The sequence below is a fragment of the Actinomyces gerencseriae DSM 6844 genome (assembly GCF_000429265.1).
Classification (GTDB): domain Bacteria; phylum Actinomycetota; class Actinomycetes; order Actinomycetales; family Actinomycetaceae; genus Actinomyces; species Actinomyces gerencseriae.
In genome coordinates, this window is the sequence record NZ_AUBN01000010.1 from 200,983 (window position 1) to 221,142 (window position 20,160).

Annotated in this window: 16 protein-coding genes and 1 pseudogene; 8 read left to right on the top strand and 9 right to left on the bottom strand. The window is 73.0% G+C overall.

The genetic code is table 11. The features are described from left to right. Positions 1-19: 19 nt before the first annotated feature. Positions 20-685 carry a potassium channel family protein gene (locus G448_RS0105015; RefSeq protein ID WP_026407106.1) on the top strand — a complete coding sequence of 222 codons (666 nt, stop codon included), beginning with the start codon at positions 20-22 and terminating at the stop codon, positions 683-685. A 3-nt stretch (positions 686-688) separates the two neighbouring features. Continuing rightward, positions 689-1,408 carry a potassium channel family protein gene (locus G448_RS0105020; RefSeq protein WP_026407107.1) on the top strand — a complete coding sequence of 240 codons (720 nt, stop codon included), beginning with the start codon at positions 689-691 and terminating at the stop codon, positions 1,406-1,408. Between the two features lie 22 nt (positions 1,409-1,430). Here G448_RS0105020 and G448_RS0105025 read toward each other — a convergent pair whose 3' ends face one another. From G448_RS0105025 to G448_RS0105040, 4 genes are all read right to left on the bottom strand, one after another. Further along, positions 1,431-2,162, bottom strand: a complete 732-nt coding sequence (locus G448_RS0105025; protein WP_026407108.1) for a DUF3159 domain-containing protein — start codon at positions 2,160-2,162, stop codon at positions 1,431-1,433. Positions 2,163-2,166: 4 nt separating this feature from the next. Further along, on the bottom strand, positions 2,167-2,544 hold the full coding sequence (locus tag G448_RS0105030; protein ID WP_026407109.1) for an OB-fold nucleic acid binding domain-containing protein: 378 nt from the start codon (positions 2,542-2,544) through the stop codon (positions 2,167-2,169). Continuing rightward, positions 2,541-3,242: a DUF3710 domain-containing protein gene (locus tag G448_RS0105035; RefSeq protein WP_026407110.1), complete on the bottom strand. Its 702-nt coding sequence runs from the start codon at positions 3,240-3,242 to the stop codon at positions 2,541-2,543. Before G448_RS0105035 ends, G448_RS0105030 begins: the two co-directional genes overlap by 4 nt. Before the next feature lie 83 nt (positions 3,243-3,325). After that, positions 3,326-3,631: a DUF4193 domain-containing protein gene (locus tag G448_RS0105040; RefSeq protein ID WP_026407111.1), complete on the bottom strand. Its 306-nt coding sequence runs from the start codon at positions 3,629-3,631 to the stop codon at positions 3,326-3,328. Between the two features lie 302 nt (positions 3,632-3,933). Between G448_RS0105040 and sepH the strand changes: the two genes are divergently transcribed. Next, entirely contained in the window at positions 3,934-5,112 is a 1,179-nt protein-coding gene (gene sepH / locus G448_RS0105045) for a septation protein SepH (protein WP_026407112.1), read from the top strand. A 47-nt stretch (positions 5,113-5,159) separates the two neighbouring features. Here the strand turns inward: sepH and G448_RS0105050 are convergent, their stop codons facing one another. Next, positions 5,160-6,428, bottom strand: a complete 1,269-nt coding sequence (locus G448_RS0105050) for an alkaline phosphatase family protein (protein WP_026407113.1) — start codon at positions 6,426-6,428, stop codon at positions 5,160-5,162. After that, complete coding sequence (locus tag G448_RS0105055) at positions 6,425-7,021, bottom strand: DUF5998 family protein (RefSeq protein ID WP_026407114.1); 597 nt, start codon at positions 7,019-7,021, stop codon at positions 6,425-6,427. Before G448_RS0105055 ends, G448_RS0105050 begins: the two co-directional genes overlap by 4 nt. A 166-nt stretch (positions 7,022-7,187) precedes the next feature. Here G448_RS0105055 and G448_RS0105060 point away from each other — a divergent pair, with 166 nt between their 5' ends. Next, positions 7,188-9,677: a DNA gyrase/topoisomerase IV subunit A gene (locus G448_RS0105060; RefSeq protein ID WP_026407115.1), complete on the top strand. Its 2,490-nt coding sequence runs from the start codon at positions 7,188-7,190 to the stop codon at positions 9,675-9,677. 70 nt (positions 9,678-9,747) lie between these two features. Here G448_RS0105060 and G448_RS0105065 read toward each other — a convergent pair whose 3' ends face one another. After that, on the bottom strand, positions 9,748-10,887 hold the full coding sequence (locus G448_RS0105065; protein WP_026407116.1) for a glycerate kinase: 1,140 nt from the start codon (positions 10,885-10,887) through the stop codon (positions 9,748-9,750). Between the two features lie 161 nt (positions 10,888-11,048). On the opposite strand from G448_RS0105065, the gene G448_RS0105070 reads away from it, so the two are divergent. From G448_RS0105070 to G448_RS0105080, 3 genes are read left to right on the top strand one after another with little or no spacing between them, the layout of a single operon-like run. Further along, positions 11,049-12,680: an amidohydrolase gene (locus tag G448_RS0105070; RefSeq protein ID WP_026407117.1), complete on the top strand. Its 1,632-nt coding sequence runs from the start codon at positions 11,049-11,051 to the stop codon at positions 12,678-12,680. 59 nt (positions 12,681-12,739) lie between these two features. Continuing rightward, positions 12,740-13,495 (top strand): ABC transporter ATP-binding protein, encoded by a 756-nt coding sequence (locus G448_RS0105075; protein ID WP_026407118.1) that lies wholly within the window; start codon positions 12,740-12,742, stop codon positions 13,493-13,495. Next, positions 13,492-15,078, top strand: a complete 1,587-nt coding sequence (locus G448_RS0105080; protein WP_156910921.1) for a DUF6297 family protein — start codon at positions 13,492-13,494, stop codon at positions 15,076-15,078. The genes G448_RS0105075 and G448_RS0105080 overlap by 4 nt, the downstream gene beginning before the upstream one ends. A gap of 35 nt (positions 15,079-15,113) precedes the next feature. Here the strand turns inward: G448_RS0105080 and G448_RS0105085 are convergent, their stop codons facing one another. Beyond that, a complete protein-coding gene (locus G448_RS0105085) occupies positions 15,114-16,172 on the bottom strand; it encodes a GNAT family N-acetyltransferase (RefSeq protein ID WP_026407120.1) in 1,059 nt (352 codons plus the stop codon). Between the two features lie 91 nt (positions 16,173-16,263). After that, complete coding sequence (locus tag G448_RS0105090; RefSeq protein WP_211227959.1) at positions 16,264-18,540, bottom strand: DNA gyrase/topoisomerase IV subunit B; 2,277 nt, start codon at positions 18,538-18,540, stop codon at positions 16,264-16,266. Between the two features lie 362 nt (positions 18,541-18,902). Here G448_RS0105090 and G448_RS16985 point away from each other — a divergent pair. Further along, positions 18,903-20,125, top strand: a pseudogene (locus tag G448_RS16985) (IS110 family RNA-guided transposase). Positions 20,126-20,160: the final 35 nt, after the last annotated feature.

The window sequence follows — 20,160 nt, forward strand, 5'->3', positions numbered from 1 at the left end:
TCGGGGGTACGGTTCCACCGTGCACTTCGTCATCATGGGCTGCGGCCGCGTGGGGGCCTCCATGGCCACTCATCTCGACCGCATGGGCCATTCCGTGGCCATCATCGACCAGCTCTCCGACGCCTTCCGGCGTCTGCCCGCCGAGTTCAACGGCCGCAAGGTCAAGGGTGTGGGCTTCGACCGCGACGCCCTGGAGCAGGCGGGCATCGACGAGGCCTACGCCTTCGCCGCGGTGTCCAACGGCGACAACTCCAACATCGTGGCCGCCCGGGTCGCCCGGGAGCTCTACGGCATCGAGCACGTCGTGGCCCGCATCTACGACGCCCGGCGGGCCGACGTCTACGAGCGTCTGGGCATTCCGACCGTCGCGACGGTGCGTCAGACGGCGGAGCAGATGATGCGCCGGATCCTGCCCGGCGGCACGGCGCGGGAGATCGTCGATGTCTCCGGGACCGTGGGCCTGGTCCAGCCCGATGTCTCCAGCGCCTGGGTCGGCATGACCATCTCCGCGATCGAGGAGCGTCTGGAGGTGCGGGTCGCGTGGATCTCCCGCGGGTCGACGGCGCTCGTTCCACGACCGACGACGGTGCTCCAGGATCATGATCGTCTCCACCTCGCAGTCGCGACCGAGCGACTCGTCGCCGTGCAGCGCACGCTGTCCCGCCCGCCCGCGAAGGAGATCTGAACGATGAAGATCGTCATCACCGGTGCCGGCTCCGTGGGCCGTTCCATCGCCCGCGAGCTCATCAGCCACGGCCATGAGGTCACGCTCGTGGACCGCTCGCCCGACGCCATGCGCATCGCCTCCGTGCCCGACGCCGATTGGCAGCTCGCCGATGCGTGCGACGTCGACGCCCTGGCCGAGGCCGGGGCGGGCGAGTGCGACGTCGTCGTCGCCGCCACCGGCGACGACAAGTCCAACCTCGTGACCTCGCTGCTGTCCAAGACCGAGTACGGCGTGCCCCGGACCGTGGCGCGCATCAACAACCCGAAGAACGAGTGGCTCTTCGACGAGACCTGGGGCGTGGACGTCGCCGTCTCGACGCCCCGCATCATGACGGCGCTCGTCGAGGAGGCGGTCAGTGTCGGCTCCCTGGTCTCGGTGTTCACCTTCCACCAGTCCGGCGCCTTCATGCACGAGCTCACCCTGCCCGACGACTCCCCCGTCATCGGGGAGCTCGTCAGCGAGGTGGAGCTGCCCCCCCACACGGTCCTGGCCGCCATCCTGCGCGACTACCGTCCGATCAACCCCGATGGGGACGAGCGGTTCGAGCGCGGGGACGAGCTGCTGTTCCTCACCGCGCGCGAGGGGGAGACATCGCTGTCCGAGATCCCCGAGCTGTTCACCGCCGCGGACGAGCCCGAGGCGGACCTCGCGCCCGGGAACGACCCGGCGACCATGAGCTGAGTCCCGCGCCCCTCCCCCGGGGTCAGCGCCGCTCCCGCCCCTCGTCCGGGCGCGGGCGCCCGGGGGCGGGGCGCACGATGAGCCACACGAACCACAGGCACAGGGCGAACAGCGGCAGGCCGAGCACTATTCGGGCCACGCCCAATGCCCCGACGGCGGCCTCGCCCACCAGGTAGAGCGGCACCTCCACCAGCAGGCGCAGCATGAACATGGCCGTCAGCACGCCGGTGCCGACGACGTAGCGCCTCCGGGTCCCGGCCGGATCCGGATCGGTGCGCCGGCGCCCACGATCCCCGGTTCCCCGGCCGCCGTCGGCCGTCGCGGACGTGGAGCGCCACAACTCCATGAGCACGCCGACGATCGGCCGGCGCACCAGCAGGGAGCCCAGGCAGATGACCAGCCACACGGCGTTGATGACCAGCCCGGTGGCGTAGAAGTCGGACGCCCGTCCGCTGCGCCAGGCCCACGCGGCGCTCACCACCGCCACCAGCGCGCCGCCCGCCACCTGCCTCAGGCTCCGTCGTCGGGAGCTCTGGGCGAGCCGCGCGAGGAGGGCCACGGCGCTCACGACCAGTGACGCCGTGAGAGCCGTGGGCAGCGCAGTCGGCGCCACCGCCAGGATGATGACGAAAACGAGTGCGGGGCCGGCGGACTCCAGAGCGCCGCGCCAGCCTCCGACCGCGGCCGCGGCGTCGAAGCGGTCGGAGTCGAGGGCGCCGAGACCGGCGGCCGCGCGGGGGGCATCGGTTCTCACGGGCTCAGGCTCCGGGTGCGAGGATCTCATAGCTCGGGTTGTAGATCGTGGGGCGGGAGTGGCCGGCGACGACCATGCCCTCGGCCCGCAGATGCGTACCGGGACGGATCCCGGCGATCGATCGGCGTCCGATCCATACCAGGTCCACCGAACCGGTGCCGTCGAAGAGCTGACCGACCAGGACGGGCTTGTCGGTGGACGGCCTGAAGGTGATGGCCCGCAGAACGCCCGAGACCTCCGACCGGCGGCGCGCGCGCAGCTCCCCCACGGGCATGGTCCCCCGTCGTCTGGCGGAGGTGGCCTCGTCGAGGGCGTCGATGTCCTCACGACTGGAGCGCAGTCCGGAGAACCGGTCCCTCAGGACGTGAAGCGCACGGTTCATCGCACCTCGGCAATGGTCGGCCCGGGCTCGAGGGGCTCGAGGCCGGGCAGGTCCTCGGCGGCGGGAGCGGCGCTGATCCCGGGCGCGTGCAATGGGAGAATCTCCCTCGGCGGCCTGGCGGCGCCGTCGCGCACGACGACGATGTCGGCGAAGACCTCGCGCAGTACTCGCGAGGCCGCCTCGTCGGTGGCGGCGGGGCCCTGGAGCACGCCGCGCAGGAACCAGCGCGGACCATCCACCCCGATGAAGCGGGCGGCCACCGTGCCGTCCCTGCCATCGGGGGTGCGCACGGGCACGTGCGCGAGGATCTCGGGACCGTGCTCGCCCTCCTCGACCTCGAAGCGGGCCCCGGCGCGGTCCAGCTCCGCGACGATGTCCTCGCGCAGCTCGTCCCAGATGCCGGTGGTGCGCGGCGCCGCGAAGGCGCGGAGCTCGAGCGTGGAGCCGGCCAGGACCAGCACGGCGGCCGATATCTCCTGACCCGCCCCCCCGGGGCTCTCCAGGCGTATCTGCATTCCGTCCACGGCCGGGACGTGCAGGGAGCCCAGGTCGATCCGGCCCACGGCCCCCGGTCGCTCGGGCGCACGGGCCGCGTCCCAGGGACCGGTGCCGGCCTCGACTGGTTCGGACGCGGCGCCCTCCGAGATGGCGCTCGATTCACTCGCGTCGCCGCTGCGGCGACGGGAGAACAGTCCCATGAGGATCTCCTTGTCGGGGTGTGACGCTCTGAGGGTGGGGCGGATGTCCGGGCCGGCGGAGCCGCCGGCGATGCGCCGGTTCGTCAGCCCGCGCAGTCGGTGCACACCGGCAAACCGGTGGCCTCGTCGATATAGGCCAACGAGCCGCGGTGATGGACCAGGAAGCACTCGGAGCAGGTGAACTCGTCCTCCAGCTGCGGGACGACGTGAACGCTCAGCTCCTCGCGGGACAGATCCGCCCCCGGCAGCTCGAAGCCCTCGGCGACCTCGTTCTCATCCTCCTCGATGGCCTCCGAGGACTGGTCCTTCTGTCGGGCGGTAAGCTCCTCGATGGAGTCGGACTCGGGCTCGTCGTCGTTCTTGCGCGGGGCGTCGTAGTCGGTCGCCATGGCCTGTCACTTTCTCTCGTCTTCTCTCGTCGACGGCACTCGATCGGGCTCTCGGGCGGTTCGTGGCTCCGCCGGGACCGACCATTGGACCGAAGACCAGTGAGGAGCGGTCCCTCCGAGCAGGGCACGCGCACCATAGCACCGCGTACCGGACACGTGAACCAGGCTCAACGGCATTGCGGTAGGGCTCAGGGCGAACAGACTCCCACGACGGTCCATGGCACACCGGGCGACCTCCCGCGGCTCGAGTGGCGGGGATGGCACGCTGAGCCTATACGACGGACACGAGGAGGCCTACCCCCATGATCGAGCTCGAGCTGCTGGGCGCCAACGGTGACACCGTCGTCATGACTGACGACGGGGGTGAACGCTACAGCATCGTCGTCGATGACGCCCTGCGCGCCGCCGTGCGCCGTGCGCGTCCGGCCGCGCTGTCCCAGGTCGTCGAGCCGCCGGCTCCGGGATCGACCGTTCGGCCCCGGGAGCTGCAGGCCTTCATGCGGGCGGGCGCCAGCGCCGAGGAGGTCGCCACCACCACCGGCATGGACGTCGACCACGTGCGCCGCTTCGAGGGCCCCGTCCTGGCCGAGAGGGCGTGGGCGGTCCGTCAGGCCCAGGCCTGCCGCATCGGCTGGGAGAAGGACTCCCCCGTTCTCGGGGAGCTCGTCGTGGACCGCCTGGCCACGCGGGGAGTGGAGCCGACGAGCCTGCAGTGGGACGCGCTGCGCGAGGGCCGCGACCCCTGGCAGGTGACGCTCGCCTTCGCCCAGGGGGCGCAGGCCAAGATCGCCCGCTGGGAGCTGGATATGACCGCCCGCTCCGTCAGCGCGCTGGACGAGGAGGCCAGGTGGCTCACGGAGGCCGCCGCGGCCCCCCGCCGCTCGGCGGTCTTCGATCAGGACTCGCCCGTCTCGGGCGCCTCGGCGTCCTCGGCACCGACCGCGGTGAGTCCGGTTCCGCCGCCCGCGGACTCGGCCGCCTCCTCGGCCCTCTCGCCCGCTGCGGAGGCCGGCGAGCCGGAGCAGGAGGCGCACGCCGACCTCGAGGACACGTCGACCGACGCGCTCCTGGCGGATCTGGCCTCCAGCCGTGGACGCAGGCTCGAGGTCGAGCCTCCGTTCGAGGATCTGGACGAGGGGGAGCCCGCGGCCCCGCTCACGTCCCCGCGCGGCCAGGCGCAGATCGTATCGATGTCCGATCGCCGCAGGGCCGCGGTGGGGCCGGCGGCCAGCGCCAGGCGCCGCGCGTCGGCCCCCAGCGCGGCGTCCCCCGCTCCGCCCACCCCGACGTCGCCCCAGGCGGCGGCATCCGTCCACAGTGCCCCGACCATGCCGACGGCTCAGGTGGAGGAGCGGGCGGAACGGGACGCGCTCTCCGACAGGTCGTCCGGGTCGGCGGCGCACGCGCCCAGGTCCCGAAAGCGCTCGCGCCGATCCGTCCCGTCCTGGGACGAGATCGTCTTCGGGGCCAAGCCCGAGTGACGGGCGCGCGATGGACGGCGTGAGGCATAGCCCCGAGCGCCGCCGAGTCAGGTTCCGGTCACCAGCAGGGGGATCGACGTCTCGGCGTCCGTGAGGGAGCCGTGCACGCCGGGCATGGCCATGGCGGACTCGCTGTGAACGCGCGGATCGACCACGACCCACTCCTGGTTCATCGCCACCAGGACATCGCCCAGCACACCGGCCGTCCGTTGCCCGATCGGTCCCAGGTGCCGCGCCGCCCGGGACCGGGTGCCGATCCACAGGGCCCGCTCGCCCAGCTCGTCGCGCCATCGCTCGGCGACCTCGGCGGCGATGGCCGGATCGGACCCGGGCACGTAGAGATGGGTGAAGCGCGGTTCGCCCGCCACCGCGACGACGTCGCGGGCCAGGGCGGGGCGGGCGGCGAGGTCGATGCGCCGGTCCGGACCGGTGTCGACCATGCCGTGGTCGGCGGTCACGATGATGCGCGTACCCGCCGGAGCCCGGCGCGCGAGCTCGGCCATGGCGGCATCGAGGCGTTCGAGCTGCTCGAGCCACCGCATGGAGCGCCATCCGTGGCTGTGACCGGTGTGGTCGAGCTCACCGACGTAGAGGTAGACCAGGGGGGTGCCCCGTCGCAGCGCCTCGGCGGCCAGCCCGGGCCGGGACTCGAGGCGGTCGGCGCCCAGATGAGGGGCCCCGCGCAGGGCGGCCAGGGTCAGTCCCGAGCCGGTGAAGCGGGCGGGGCCGATCGTCACGGCCAGGGGCGCGCCGCCCTCCCGGGCGGCGCGGGAGCGGTCCGGACCGCGTTCGAGGCGTTCGAGGCGTTCGAAGATGGTGGGAACGTCCTGCCAGGCCCTGGGGTCGGGGGCGCGACCCTCCCAGGTGATGAGGTTCAGGTTCTGGTCGGGGTGCGGAGTCGTGCCGGCGGGGAGGGACCCCCCCAGCATCGGGTTGAGTACGGAGTATCCGACCATGCCGGTGGTCCCGGGCAGGGCGCCGGTGCCCAGCGTCGTCAGCGCGGCCGCCGTCGTCGAGGGCGTGCAGGTGCGCGCGGAGGGGCCGGGACCGGGGCCCGATCGAGTCGCGGAGAGCCAGGACCGCAGGACGGGCGCATGTCCCAGGCGCTCGCGCAGCAGCTCCAGGCCGAGTCCATCGACGAGCACGAGGACGGTCGGGGCGGTTCCGCCGGTGGAGTCATCGGTCAGCAGGCCCCATGCCACGGCCGCGTCGCGCGCCTGGGCGTCGGAGAGCGCACCGGGCGAGCCGGGGTCGCCCAGGACGAGCCCCGCGCCCACCGCCGCGGCGCCCAGGACCTGACGCAGGTGCGGCCTCATGCGCGCGCCGCGACCTGAGCGGTCGCCTCGGACAGCGCTCGGGCGAAACGGTCCGCGCGGATCAGCGCGGCGTCGCCCTCGACCCCGGCGGCGACGCGAATGACGATGTCGTCGGGCATGGACAATCCCGTCAGCCCGTGCTCGGCCTCGCAGGACGGATCGCCGCAGGTCGCCGGCTCGAGATCCAGTCGTCGCACGGCCCCCCAGCAGATCGCGATCGTCATCTCCGTCAGCCGCCCGCCGTCGTCCGCGGGCTCGAGCACGCCCCGGGTCAGCGACACCGAGGAGATGCGGGCGATGGGCACCGCCTCGCTGGTGGCCACCGCACCCGGCCGGCCGTCCTCGCGCGGGACATCATCGACGTGCACGATGATGAGCCGGCTGGAGGTCAGGGCGAGCACGGTCAGGTGGCGGTGAACCGCGTCGTCGAAGGTGGTCTCGGACTGGACGAGGTCGACGACGACCTCCTCCCCCGCCACGGCGACGTCGAGCGCGCCCAGGACGAGGTCGGGATAGTAGCCGGCGCGGCGCACCTCCTCGGCCAGGGGCGTCGAGGCGGCGTCGTCGGATCGGGCCTGCGTAGTCCACTTCATAGGACGATCATGCCATCGACCTGCGACACGATCGGCGGGGACTCCCAGAAGACCCCCGCACCGGGACTCCCGCCATGGCGCCGGCCCGGAACCGGCGGTCGATCCCGTCACCCCCCCCGGGGTGTCGCCTCCCCATTCCGGACCGTTGTCGCGCATGATGCGAGACATGCCGAAGTCCGCCACGCAGACGCCTCCACCCGATGACAGTCTTATCGTCGACCAGGACCTTCCCACGGAGATGCGCACCTCCTTCCTGGAGTACGCCTACTCGGTCATCTACGCCCGCGCCCTGCCGGACGCCCGCGACGGCCTCAAACCGGTCCAGCGTCGCATCCTGTTCCAGATGGACCGGATGGGGCTGCGCCCCGACCGCCCGCATGTGAAGTGCTCGCGGGTGGTCGGCGACGTCATGGGCCGGCTCCACCCCCATGGCGACGTCGCCATCTACGAGGCCCTGGTGCGCCTGGCCCAGCCCTTCACCATGCGCCTGCCGCTGGTCGACGGGCACGGCAACTTCGGCTCCCTGGACGACGGCCCGGCCGCGGCCCGGTACACCGAGGCGAGGCTGGCCAGCAGCGCCCTGGCGCTGACCGCGGATATCGACGAGGACACCGTCGACTTCTCCCCCAACTACGACTACACCCTCACCGAGCCGGAGGTCCTGCCGGCGGCCCTCCCCAGCCTTCTGGTCAACGGCGCCTCGGGCATCGCCGTGGGCATGGCGACCAACATGCCGCCGCACAACCTCGTCGAGGTCATCGGGGCGGCCCGACACCTCATCGAGCATCCCCGGGCCTCGCTGGAGGACCTCATGGCTTTCGTGCCCGGTCCCGACCTGCCGGCCGGCGGCATGATCGTCGGCCTGGATGGCATCCGCGAGGCCTACCGCACCGGGCGCGGCAAGTTCCTCACCCGCGCGACCGCCCGCATCGAGAACGTGACCGCCCGCAGGAAGGGCATCGTCGTCACCGAGCTGCCCTATCTGGTCGGTCCGGAGAAGGTCATCACCCGGATCAAGGAGACGGTGGCCTCCAAGAAGCTCCAGGGCATCACCGACGTCGCCGACCTCACCGACCGCAAGAACGGCACGCGCCTGGTCATCACGGTCAAGAACGGCTACAACCCCGAGGCGGTGCTCGCCCAGCTCTACAGGCACACGCCGCTGGAGGACTCCTTCGGCATCAACAACGTGTGCCTGGTCGACGGCCAGCCACGAACGCTGGGGCTGCGCGAGCTGCTCGAGGTCTTCGTGCGCCACCGGCTGACGGTGGTGGAGCGCCGCACCCGCTTCCGCCTGGGCAGGCGCAGGGAGCGCCAGCACCTGGTCGAGGGCCTGCTCATCGCGATCCTCGACATCGATGAGGTCATCCGCGTCATCCGCTCCAGCGAGGACGCGGCCACGGCCCGCACCCGCCTCATGCAGGACTTCGACCTCACCGAGCCGCAGGCGGGCTACATCCTGGAGCTGCAGCTGCGGCGCCTGACCAAGTTCTCGGTCATCGAGCTGGAGAAGGAGCGCGACGCCCTGGCCCGGGAGATCGCCGAGCTCGAGGCCGTCCTGGCCGACGAGGCGCTGCTGCGGGACGCGGTCTCCCGTGAGCTGGCCGCCGTGGCCGAGGAGTTCGGCACGCCACGGCGAACGGTGCTCCTCGAGGCTCCCGACGGCGCGCAGGCCGGTGGTGCCGCCGCAAGGCGATCCGCGGCGACGGGGCTCGCGGCCGGCGCCTCCGAGATCCCGCTGACCGTTCCCGACGACCCGTGCCGAGTGATGCTGTCGGCCACGGGCCTGGTGGCGCGCACGGCGGGGGCCGAGCCGCTCCCGCGCGCGGGCGAGCGCCAGCCCCACGACGCGGTCACGAGCCAGATCGCCGCGACGGCGCGCGGGACCGTGGGGGCAGTCACGGACACGGGTCGCCTGGTGCGCCTCGACGTCGTGGCGACCCCGGAGGTGCCGCGCCGGAACGGCGCGCTCTCGCTCGCCGGGGGGCAGCCCGCGCGACTGCTGGTGGACATCGAGCCGGAGGAGAAGGTCGTCGGGCTGGTGCCGATCGGCTCCCCCGACCACCCGCCGATCGTGCTGGCCACGGCCGGGGGCGTCATCAAACGCGTCAAGCCCGGCGATGAGCCCGGTCGCGGGGACGCCTGGGACGTGATCGCGCTGGCCGACGGCGACCGCGTCGTCTTCGCCGACACCGCCGAGGACTCAGACATCCTCGCGCTGGTGTCCTCGGACGCGCAGCTGCTGCGCTTCGAGGCCTCCAAGGTGCGCCCCCAGGGGCGCGGCGCGGGCGGCATGGCGGGCATCTCCCTGCGCGCGGGGGCGCGCGTCATCGCCGGGTCCGCGGTGCCCGCCGAGCTGCTGGCCGAGGCCGTTGTCGTCACGATCGCCGGCGCCGAGGGGGCGTTGCCGGGCACCGGGACGGGTTCGGTCAAGGTGACTCCGCTGGACCGCTATCCCGCCAAGGGGCGGGCGACCGGCGGCGTGCGCGCCCAGCGCCTCCTGCGCGGCGAGAGCGAGCTCGTCCTCGGCTGGGTCGGCGTCGGTCCGGCCCGGGCGGTCGGCCCGGACGGCCGGAGCGTGGGACTGCCCGATGTCGATGAACGCCGTGACGGCTCCGGCTCGCCGCTGTCGGCGCCGGTGGCCGGAATCGGGTGAGCACGGTGGGCCCGAGTCAGTGGGCCCGGGGCGGGCACGGGGCGAACGCGAGAAGGGTTCGCACCGCGCGCTACACCGCGCCCATCGGCCCGGGCCGATGGGTCCACAGCCGCATCGCGGTGGCGACCGCCCGTTCGGTGCTCCGCGGCGCGGTGCGGAGCGCCTCGGCGAGCGGGACGACCTCCCCCGACGAGGTCGACATGATCGCCACGCAGCCGCTGGCCAGAAGCGCCTCCGCACCGGGACGCACCCGGCCCGCCACCACGACGGTCGGCGCCCCGTGGGCGGCGGCGATCCTGGTCACGCCGGCGGGCACCTTACCGGCCGGCGTCTGAGCGTCCACCGAGCCCTCACCGGTGATGACGAGATCGGCCCCGTCGACCGCCTCGGCCAGGCCGACCGTGCGTGCGACCAGGTCGATCCCGGGCTCGAGTCGGGCCCCCAGGAAGGACATGAGCGCGAAGCCCAGCCCCCCGGCCGCCCCGGCGCCCGGCTCGCCGGCGAGCTCGGCATGCCCGCTCAGGTCCGCCCAGTGCGACAGCACCGAGTCGAGGCGATCGATGTCCTGCGGCCCCGCGCCCTTCTGCGGGCCGAAGACGGCGCTGGCGCCGCGATCGCCCGACAGGGGGTTGTCGACGTCGCAGGCGACGTCGATCGTCAGGCCCTCCAGCCTCGGGTCGAGACCGGAGGCATCGACGGATGCGAGCGCAGTCAGCTCTCTCGGCGTCGTCCCGATGACTCGGCCCGTGCGATCCAGGAAGCGGACGCCGAGCTCGGCCAGCATGCCGGCGCCGCCATCATTGGTGGCCGAACCGCCGATGCCCAGCAGCAGACGGCCGATACCGGCGTCCAGCGCCGCGCGGATCATCCGGCCGACACCCCGGGTGTCGGAGCCGAGAACGTCGCGCTCGCCCTCGGGAACGAGCTCGAGCCCCGCGGCCGAGGCCATCTCGAGCACGGCGGTGCCGTCGCCGATCGCCAGACGGCCCGTGACGGGACGCCCCAGCGCGTCCACGGTCCCCACGGCGCGAACCCGTGCGCCGAGAGTCGCCGCCACGGCCTCGGTGAACCCTTCGCCGCCATCGGACATGGGCACGTCGACGACCTCGGCGTCCGGCACGACGGCGAGCACTCCCCGGGCCATGGCGGCCGCCGCCTCAACGGCCGTCATGGCCTCCTTGAAGGAGTCGGGGGCGATGACGACCTTCATCGCGCGCTCAGCGCCCACGGCTCGGTTCATGACTCGACTCACGGCATTCCTTCCGCTCGGTGCGCCGATGGAGCGCGGAGAATACGGGACGTGATGCACAGGACTCCCTCCCGGCGAGGCACGGCCCGCCCGGAGAACCCGTCATCGCCCCATAATCTCCCATGACATCGCTCCTCCTGCGTCACGTCCGCCCCGTCCTGTTCCGAAGCCGCCGCCGTCTCGGGCGTCTGCGTGCGGCCACTCGAACGGCGCCACCGATCGCCCCCGATCGAACGAGGCCGCCGCTCGAGCCCATCGACATCAGGGTGACCGGAGGCGCGGTCACCGAGATCGGCTCCGACCTGGAGCCGCGGGGCGAGCGCGTCCTCGATGCCGAGGGCGCCTTCATCATCCCCGGTCTGTGGGACGCCCACGCCCACCTCGACCTGGAGGCGGCCAGGCGCTCGCGCCTCGACACGACGGCGACCCGCTGCGCGGAGGACGCCCTCGCCCTGGTCGCCGATGCCGTCGCCGCCCTGCCGGCGGACGTCCCCGCCCCCACGGTGCAGGGTTTCGGGCACCGCCTGTCGAACTGGCCCCGCGTTCCCACCGTGGCCGAGCTCGACGCCGTCACCGGTGCGATCCCCACCGTCCTCATCTCCGGGGACGTCCACTCCGGATGGCTCAACTCGGCGGCGCTGAGCGCCCTGGGACTGACCGCCGCGAGCGCGGCCGACCCGGGCGCCCCCATGCAGGAGGCCCCGTGGTTCGCCGCCCTGGACCGGCTCGACGAGATCCCGGGCAGCCGCGAGCTGCGCGAGGCGGGCTACCGCGACGTGCTCGCCGACATGCTCGCCCGCGGTGCGACCGGAGTGGTCGATATGGCCTGGGGCGACGAGCCCGGGGACTGGCCCCGGCGCCTGGCGGCCATGGGGGCCCAGGGAGGTCCGCCCGAGGTCCTCCCCCGCATCCGGACGGCCGTCTACCGCGACAAGCTGGAGCGCTGGATCGCCGCGGGCCTTCGCACCGGGGACGCGCTGCCGGGCTCGCCCACCGGCGGCGATGGCGCCGCCGTGCTCACACAGGGGCCGCTCAAGGTCATCGCCGACGGCTCCATGGGCACGGCCAGCGCTCACATGTGCGAGCCCTATCCTCCCGAGCTCGGCGTGGAGCACTCCCACGGCGTGGCCAACATCGAGCGCGCGGAGCTCACCGAGCTCATGTCCCGCGCCCGCGAGGCCGGCTACGACGCGGCGATCCACGCGATCGGGGATGCCGCCGTGGAGGACGTCGCGGCCGCCTTCGCCGCCTCCGGAGCAACCGGTCGTCTCGAGCACGCCCAGCTGCTGCCCCGCGGCTCGCTCACCCGGGGAGACGGCGCACTGGCGTCCCTGGTGTCCCACGGTGTGGAGCTGTCGGTCCAGCCCGCCCATCTCCTGGACGACTGGGAGGCCGTGGGACGGGTGTGGCCGGGGCTGGAGGAGCGCGCCTACGCCTTCGCGGACATGGTGGCCGCCGGGGCCCTGCTGCATCTGGGCTCGGACGCTCCGGTGGCGCCGCTGGACCCGTGGCTGGCCATGTCGGCGGCGGTCGGACGGCGCACGCCCGACGGGGACGTGTGGTCGCCCTCGCAACGACTCAGCGTCGAGGAGGCGCTGGCCGCCTCGACCGACGGCGCCGGGCCGGTGGCCGTCGGCTCCCGGGCCGACCTGGCGCTGCTCGCCGCCGATCCGCTCATGATGAGCGCCGAGGACCTGGGGCGGGTCATGCCCCTGGCGACCATCGTCGCGGGCGCCCTCGCCCATGCCGGCTGAGGACGCGACTCCTCCCGGCGGACGGGCCCCGGGACGCGCTCCCGTGATGGGATGGATCCATGCCTTCGCCATCGACCCCATCGAGCCCATCGCCGCCCGCTGCACCGCTGATCCTCGATGCCGCCCTCGAGCCCGGGGAGCACCTCGTCGAGGCGCAGGGGCTGTCGGTCGGGTACAGCGGTGGCGCCGTGTGCTCCCCGGCGACCTTCCGGCTCGATCCGGGCGAGGCGCTCTTCCTGGTCGGGGTCAACGGGGCGGGCAAGTCCACGCTTCTGCGCACCTGCTGCGGCCTGCTGCGTCCCCTGGACGGGCTCGTGCGGGTCCTGGGACTCGACCCGAGCCCGGCTTCCGCCGGCCTGCGCTCGGCGGTGGCCCGCGACACCGGGGAGGAGACGTTCTTCCCCGCGCTGAGCGTACGGGAGCATCTCACCATGGTCGCCCTGGGCCACGGCCTGGTCGATGCGGACGACGTGGTCGACTCGGTTCTCGAGAAGATGGGCATCATGCGGGTGGCGAACGCGGTTCCCGACCGCCTCTCCTCGGGTCAGCGCCGTCGTGTCGTTCTGGCCTCGGTACTCGTGCGGCCGCGCAGCCTGCTGGTGCTCGATGAGCCGGAGCAGCGCCTCGATCACACGACACGGCTCGCGCTGGCCGAGAGCATGGTGGCCGAGCGCGCGGCGGGCGGTGCGCTGCTCGTCGTCTCCCACGACCCGCTCCTGGTGCGGGAGGCGGCCACCGCGGTCCTCCTCGTCGGCGAGGAGACGCGGATGCTCACCGTGCCCGAGGGCGTGCGGGCCGTCGAGGAGGGACGATGAGCGGACGCCAACCGGGAATGCTCGATGCGAGCCGGACGGATCCGCCGGATCTGGAGCGCATCAGGCGCCTGGCCAAGCAGTGGGCCGGGCGCCGCCGCCGGCTCACCCGCTCGGCGATGGAGGACTTCACCGACATCTACATGATCATCCTCGGAACGGCCATCGTGGTGATGATGACGATCCAGGGACTCGGGGTGATGGGCTCGACCGGATCCGCCGCGCCGTCCGGGTCGGCGCGGCTCGTCCCGGGCGATGCGGTGGGCCAGCCGGTCTGGCTCGCGGTCGGCGCGGTCATCGCGCTCATCGCCATCGGGCTCGGGCCCCTGCGACGACTCGGTCCGCTGTTCCTGCGTCCCGAGCAGGCTCAGTGGTGGTTGCCGCTGCCGGGCGACCGGTCGGCCCTGCTCCGACGGCTGGCGCGTCGCGAGCTCGCCGTCGTGTGGGCGCTCTCCTCGGCGGCGGGTGCGGTCATCGCGCTCATCGAGCGCAGCGGCGTGCTCGGCGCGGTCCGCTGGTCCGTGCTCGTGGGCGGCGTCGCGGGGCTGTCCCTGGCTGCTCTCCTCGCCGCGCAGGCGCACGGCGGGCCCGTTGTCGTCGTCAGGGCGCGCACGACGGCGCTGTCGGCGGCCGGGGCGTGCGCCGGTGCGAGTCTGCTCTCACCGCTGTCGGACGCGCACGCCGCGCTCGTGCCCGTCATCATCGGGGCCGTCCTCGTCCTGGCGACGGCGATCTGGTGGCGACGCGGGCCCGGCCGGCACCTGGCGGAACTGGACGACGACTCGCTGCTCCAGGCCAGTGCGCGCGCCTTCGGGGCTCACGCCGCGGCCCTGGCGATGGACACCCGCGCCCTGGGCCGGATGATCTCGTCTCCCCCTCGCCGGCCGACTCGGCCCGCCGGACTGCGTCTGGCGCGCGTCTGCGTGAGACTGCCCGGTGCGCTCAGGACGGTCCTGGGCGTGGGCGCCGTGGACTGGCTGCTCCTGGCGCGCCAGCCCTGGCGCCTCGCACGGGTCGCCGCGAGCGCGCTGCTCGTCGTCGGCGTCGTCGCCACGACCTCGTCGGGGCTCGTCACCGCGGTCGTGTTCGCGGCGGGAGGGTGGTTCGCCGCGCTCGCGGTCGCCGAGCCCGCGCGCCGCGCCCATGCGGATCCCGGCCCCGACGAGTCGTGGGCCGCGCGCCCGGTGTGGGTGCGCGCCGGGCACCTGCTCGTGCCCACGGGGGTCATGCTCCTGTGGGCGCTGAGCATATGGGGCGCGCTCGTCCTCCGGGCGGCACCCGGGCAGGGCGTCGTGAGCACGTTCCCCCTCGCGATCGCATGCGGGGTCGGCTGGGGTGGGGTGGCGCTCCGATCGGGCTTCCGTCGGGATCCCGACTTCTCGACGCTGATCCTCACACCGCTGGGGGCGATACCCGCCGGGGCGGTGGGGATGGTCGTCTCCGGTCCTGATGCGGCGGTTCTGGTCTGTCTGCCAGCGGCTCCGGTGGTCGCGGGGCTCCCGGTGACCGGCACCCTCGTGGCCGGGCAGGTGCTGGCCAGCGCACTGGCCCTGATATGGGCCCTGCGGGTGAACCGCGCGCGCTGAAGAGCCGGGCGCCCGGTGCGGCCCGCACGGCGCCCTCACACGTCCAGGGCGTAGAGGATCGTGCCCCGCGTGGGCGTGTATCCCAGATTGCGGTACAGGTCGACGGCTCCGGTGGGATTGTCCGAATCGACGCCGGCCGCGGCGTAGTCCATGCCGTCACGCCGGTAGACGCGCATGGCGGCCGTCAGGAGGGCCGGAGCCACTCGCCGGGTCCGGTACTCGGCGAGCACTCCCAGCACATCCGTGTACCCCTCGCGCCATCCCAGTGCCGCCCAGTCCTGCTCGTAGCGCCCCGACCGCAGGAAGCCGGCCACGCGCGCCCGGTCCCCCGAGCGGTCCATGGCGACGAAGCTCCACCCGGGGGCGAAGTAGGTGCGGCCGGCCCTCCACTCGTCCCGCGTCATCTCACTGGCCTCGTACTCGCCGTCGGCGACCTGGTTGTGCGCGATGCGCACGACCTCATCGAGCTCCTCGCTCCACGGCTCGATGGTGAGGAAGCCGTCGATGTCCACCTCCGGAATGTCATCGGTCAGGCTGCGGCGCACCTCGCGGTACCACCGGCGGGGCTCGAAGCCCAGGTCGCTCAGGTGGTTCTTCATGCGCTCGTCGTCCTCCAGGACGGTGGTCACGATGTGGGCCGGTGCCGCGACAGCCGCCGATCCGGGCGCGGCCGCCGCGCGCTCGGTGCCGATGAGGTGACGGGCGCGCTCGGTCTGCCAGTGCAGGAGCGCTCCGCCGATGCCCCGCTCGCGGAAGTCGGGGTCGACGACGCCGATCATCGAGGCGTAGATCTCGGCGGCGGGCCGCAGTCGCACCAGGGCGAAGGCGCGCATGACTCCCAGGGCATCCCGTCCGGCCACGCCGGAGTAGGTCGGATCGACGAAGTAGTCCGCCGTCTCCTCCGCCGTGGTCCGGTAGGGCGGGTCATCGACGGACTCGGCACGGGCGATGAGCGCGGCCAGCGCCCCGTTGTCCAGCGGGCTCAACGGGGCCCAGAACAGGTCGCGGGGGAGCGCCGAGCGCGGGCCGGGGCGCAGCATCGACCAGGGACCGACGACTCCTGCGCGACGCGAGGATCCGTATACGGGGGCCATGAGCGCCTCCTTGCGCGGTTCGGGGCTGCCCGGCGGTGACAGCGGGTTACCGGGCACCATACCCGATGCGGATGACGCCCATGCACCCGCGTCAGGCGTCGATGCGCTCGCGGTCGACGTCGGCGGCGCCCTCGACGATGAAGCCGCGGCGGGGCTCGACGGCCGAGCCCATGAGCAGCTCGAAGACGTTCTCCGCCTCCATGAGCTCGGCCTCGTCGCTCAGGGTGATGCGCCGCAGGGTGCGGTGCTCGGGCTCCATGGTGGTCTCGGCGAGCTGGTGGGCGTCCATCTCGCCCAGGCCCTTGTAGCGCTGCGGCTCCTTGAAGCTGCGCCCCTGCCCCTCCAGCGTGCGCAGCGTGCGCACCAGCTCGTCGTCGGAGTAGGTGTAGATGACCTCCTTCTTGCGGCGTCCCGAGCCGGAGACCTCGATGCGATGCAGCGGCGGGACGGCGGCGAAGACGCGACCGGCCTCGATCATGGGCCGCATGTAGCGGAAGAAGAGCGTGAGCAGGAGGGTGCGGATGTGGGCGCCGTCCACGTCGGCGTCCGTCATGAGGATGACCTTGCCGTAGCGTGCGGTCCCGATGTCGAAGGTGCGCCCGGAGCCGGCTCCCACCACCTGGATGATGGCGGAGCACTCGGCGTTGCGCAGCATGTCGGCCTGCGAGGCCTTCTGGACGTTGAGGATCTTGCCGCGGATGGGCAGCAGCGCCTGGAACTCGGAGTTGCGGGCGTTCTTGGCGGTGCCGAGCGCCGAGTCGCCCTCGACGATGAACAGCTCGGAGGCCGTCACGTCGTCGGAGCGGCAGTCGGCGAGCTTGGCGGGCAGGGTCGAGGTCTCCAGCGCGGTCTTGCGACGGGTGATCTCCTTGTGCATGCGCGCGCTGACGCGTGCGCGCATCTCGCCCACGATCTTCTCCTGCAGGGCCCGGGACTGGGCCTTGAGATCGCGCTTGGAGGAGGTCAGCAGCGCCGTCAGCTCCTCGTCCACCACCTTGGCGACGATCTGGCGCACGGGCGCCGTGCCCAGGACCTCCTTCGTCTGCCCCTCGAACTGGGGCTCGGGCACGCGCACGGTGACCACCGCGGTGAGCCCGGCCAGGATGTCGTCCTTCTCGATGCGCCCGTCACGGCTGGTGACCTTCAGCGCACGCGAGTTGGAGTCGATCTGCTTGCGCAGCACCCTGGTGACGGCCTGCTCGAAGCCCGCCAGGTGGGTGCCGCCCATGGGCGTGGCGATGATGTTGACGAAGGAGCGCTCGGTCGTGTCGTAGCCGATGCCCCAGCGCAGGGCGACATCGACGACGCAGGTGCGCGTCACCTCGACGGGGCGCAGGTGGCCGCTGGCGCGGTCGAGCTGCTGGACGGTCTCGGCGTAGGTGCCCCGCCCGGTCAGGTGGAAGGTGTCGGTCACCGAGCCGTCGGTGGCGAGGAAGTCGACGAAGTCCGCGGTGCCGCCCTTGGCCCGGAACACCTCGGCGCCCCCGTTCTCGTCCTGTCCTCGGGCTCCCCGGGCCGTGGTGTCGAGCGGGTCCCCCGCGGTCTCGGCGGCGCTCCTCGCCGCCGCCCGCATCGCCAGGTCGTCGGTGGTCCTCGATCCCGACGACGGCGCGCCCTCGGCGCGCGCGGCCTCCTCGGCGCTGCGCTCGTCGGTCAGGGCCAGGGCCAGTCCGGGCACGAGGAAGCTCGTCTGCCGCAGGCGGGCGCGCAGCGCCGCGGCGTCGTACTCCGCCGGGGAGGGGAAGATCTGCGGATCGGCCCAGTAGCGCACGCGCGTGCCGGTGACGCCCCGGCCGACCCTGCCGATGACGCGCAGCTCGGAGGCCTCGGTGTACTCCTCGAAGGGCGAGGCGAGGCTCGGGCCGCCGGGCGGGTCGTCGAAGACGCCGGGCACGCCGCGGCGGAAGCTCATCGCGTAGGTCCTGCCGCCGCGGTCGACCTCCACGTCCATGCGGGCGCTCAGCGCGTTGACGACGCTCGCGCCCACTCCGTGCAGGCCGCCGGCCGAGCCGTAGGAGCCCCCGCCGAACTTCCCCCCGGCGTGGAGCTTGGTGTAGACGAGCTCGACGCCGGTCAGCCCGGACGACGGCTCGACGTCGACGGGCACGCCGCGCCCGGTGTCCCGCACCTCGATGGAGCCGTCGGCGTGGACGATGACGTCGATGCGGTCGCCGTGGCCCTCGAGCGCCTCATCGACTCCGTTGTCCACGATCTCCCACACGCAGTGCATGAGGCCCCGCTGGTCGGTCGAGCCGATGTACATGCCGGGGCGCTTGCGCACCGCCTCGAGCCCCTCCAGCACGGAGAGGTGGCGGGCGGAGTAGTCGTGAGAGGGGGCTGTCGCTGCTGTCGTTCCGGTCCGGGGCACGGGGGCAATCTAGCGGACGGATCTCGAACACGTGTTCTCCCGCGCCACGGTGTGACCATCGCCCGTCCGGATGCGCCCGCATTCGGCGCCCGGGCGCCTCGGCAGCGCGCAGGACCACTCCCCCGTTACCTTGTTGGTGGTCCCGGGTGGTCCGGGGCTGGGCCAGCTGTGGGCACGGGTGTCTTGCCCCTGTCCGTAGATGATCCGGGGGGCGAAAGTCACTCGCGGCAGCCGGGCGCTGGTGACCGCTGATAAGGGGAACGACCCGCCGCAGAGGGGGTGAGGTCTTTCGCAGGCGTGGGTGCGGGGCCGGTCGTCCACCGGCTGGCCCTTGCATACAGGAGCGAGAGGCGGCAGAAGAGATGGATATCGAGGATGCCGGGCGTCTTCATCGGTATCGGGCGTCGGCAAGGAGTGAGCACTGGGCCACGGCCCTGACCCGGGCCGGCAGGAAGGTCTGTGACAAGGCCCTTCCTAACGACGAGGCGCGTCTGCGCGCCCTCTACGACAAGCTGGCCGGTCACGGGAGCCTGCTGGTGGTGGTCGACCAGCCCGCCACCATCGGGGCCCTGGCCGTGGCGGTGGCCCAGGAGACGGGCATCACCGTGAGCTACCTGCCCGGGCTGTCGATGCGCCACATCGCTGACCTGACGCCGGGCAGCGCCAAGACCGACGCGAAGGACGCGGCCGTCATCGCCGACGCGGCCAGGAGCATGCCCCACACCCTGCGCTCCGTGAGTACCTCGGACGAGGACGCGGCCGCCTTGTCGATGCTGACTGGCTTCGACCTGGACCTGGCTCGCCAGGTCAACCAGACGGCCAACCGGATTCGGGGTCTGCACACCCAGACCCCGCCCAGCCCTCGAGCAGGTGCTGGGGCCCTGGCCGGGCGCACGACGCCGCCGGGGAGGCCCGTCGCCGCCTGGCCCACCCCCGCCATGCTGAGGAAGGCCGGCCAGGCACGAATCGACGCCAGGCTCAAGAAGCACGGGTGCAGGCGGCACGCCACCTGGGCCGGCCAGATCGTCTCGGCCCTGGAGCGCCAGAGCGTGGTGGTCGCCGGCACCGACGCCGCTGCAGTGGTGCTGCCGCACCTGGCGAGCCGGCTCATCGCCCCACGCGCTCAGCGGGCTGATGTCGCCGCCCAGGACAGTGGCCCTGGCGGGTGGCCCACCCTCATGTGCCAGGTCCTGACCACCCGTGCCCGGGATCAGGGGTCCCGGCCGCCGCCGTCCTTGCTGGCCGAGACCCCGACCAGGACCTCCAGTCACCGGGGCACAGCTGGCCTCCTACGCCGGCCTGGCACCGGTGACCAGGAGATCGGGCTCATCGATCCGCGGTGAGCACGTCTCCCATGGCGGCAACAAGCGGCTCAAACGCGCCATGTTCGCCTCCGCCTTCGCCTCCCTGCGCTCCGACCCCGTCTCCCGGGCCTACTACCAGCGCAAACCAGGCCAGGGCAAACGCCTTGGGCCAAGCCGTCCTCGCCCTGGCCCACCGCCGCATCCCGACCCTGCACGCCATGATCCGCAACGACACCCTCTACGACCCACAACCAGCCACGAAACTACCCACCGCCACTTGACACACCACATAGGGGCACCCCCCGACGCGCCGGCG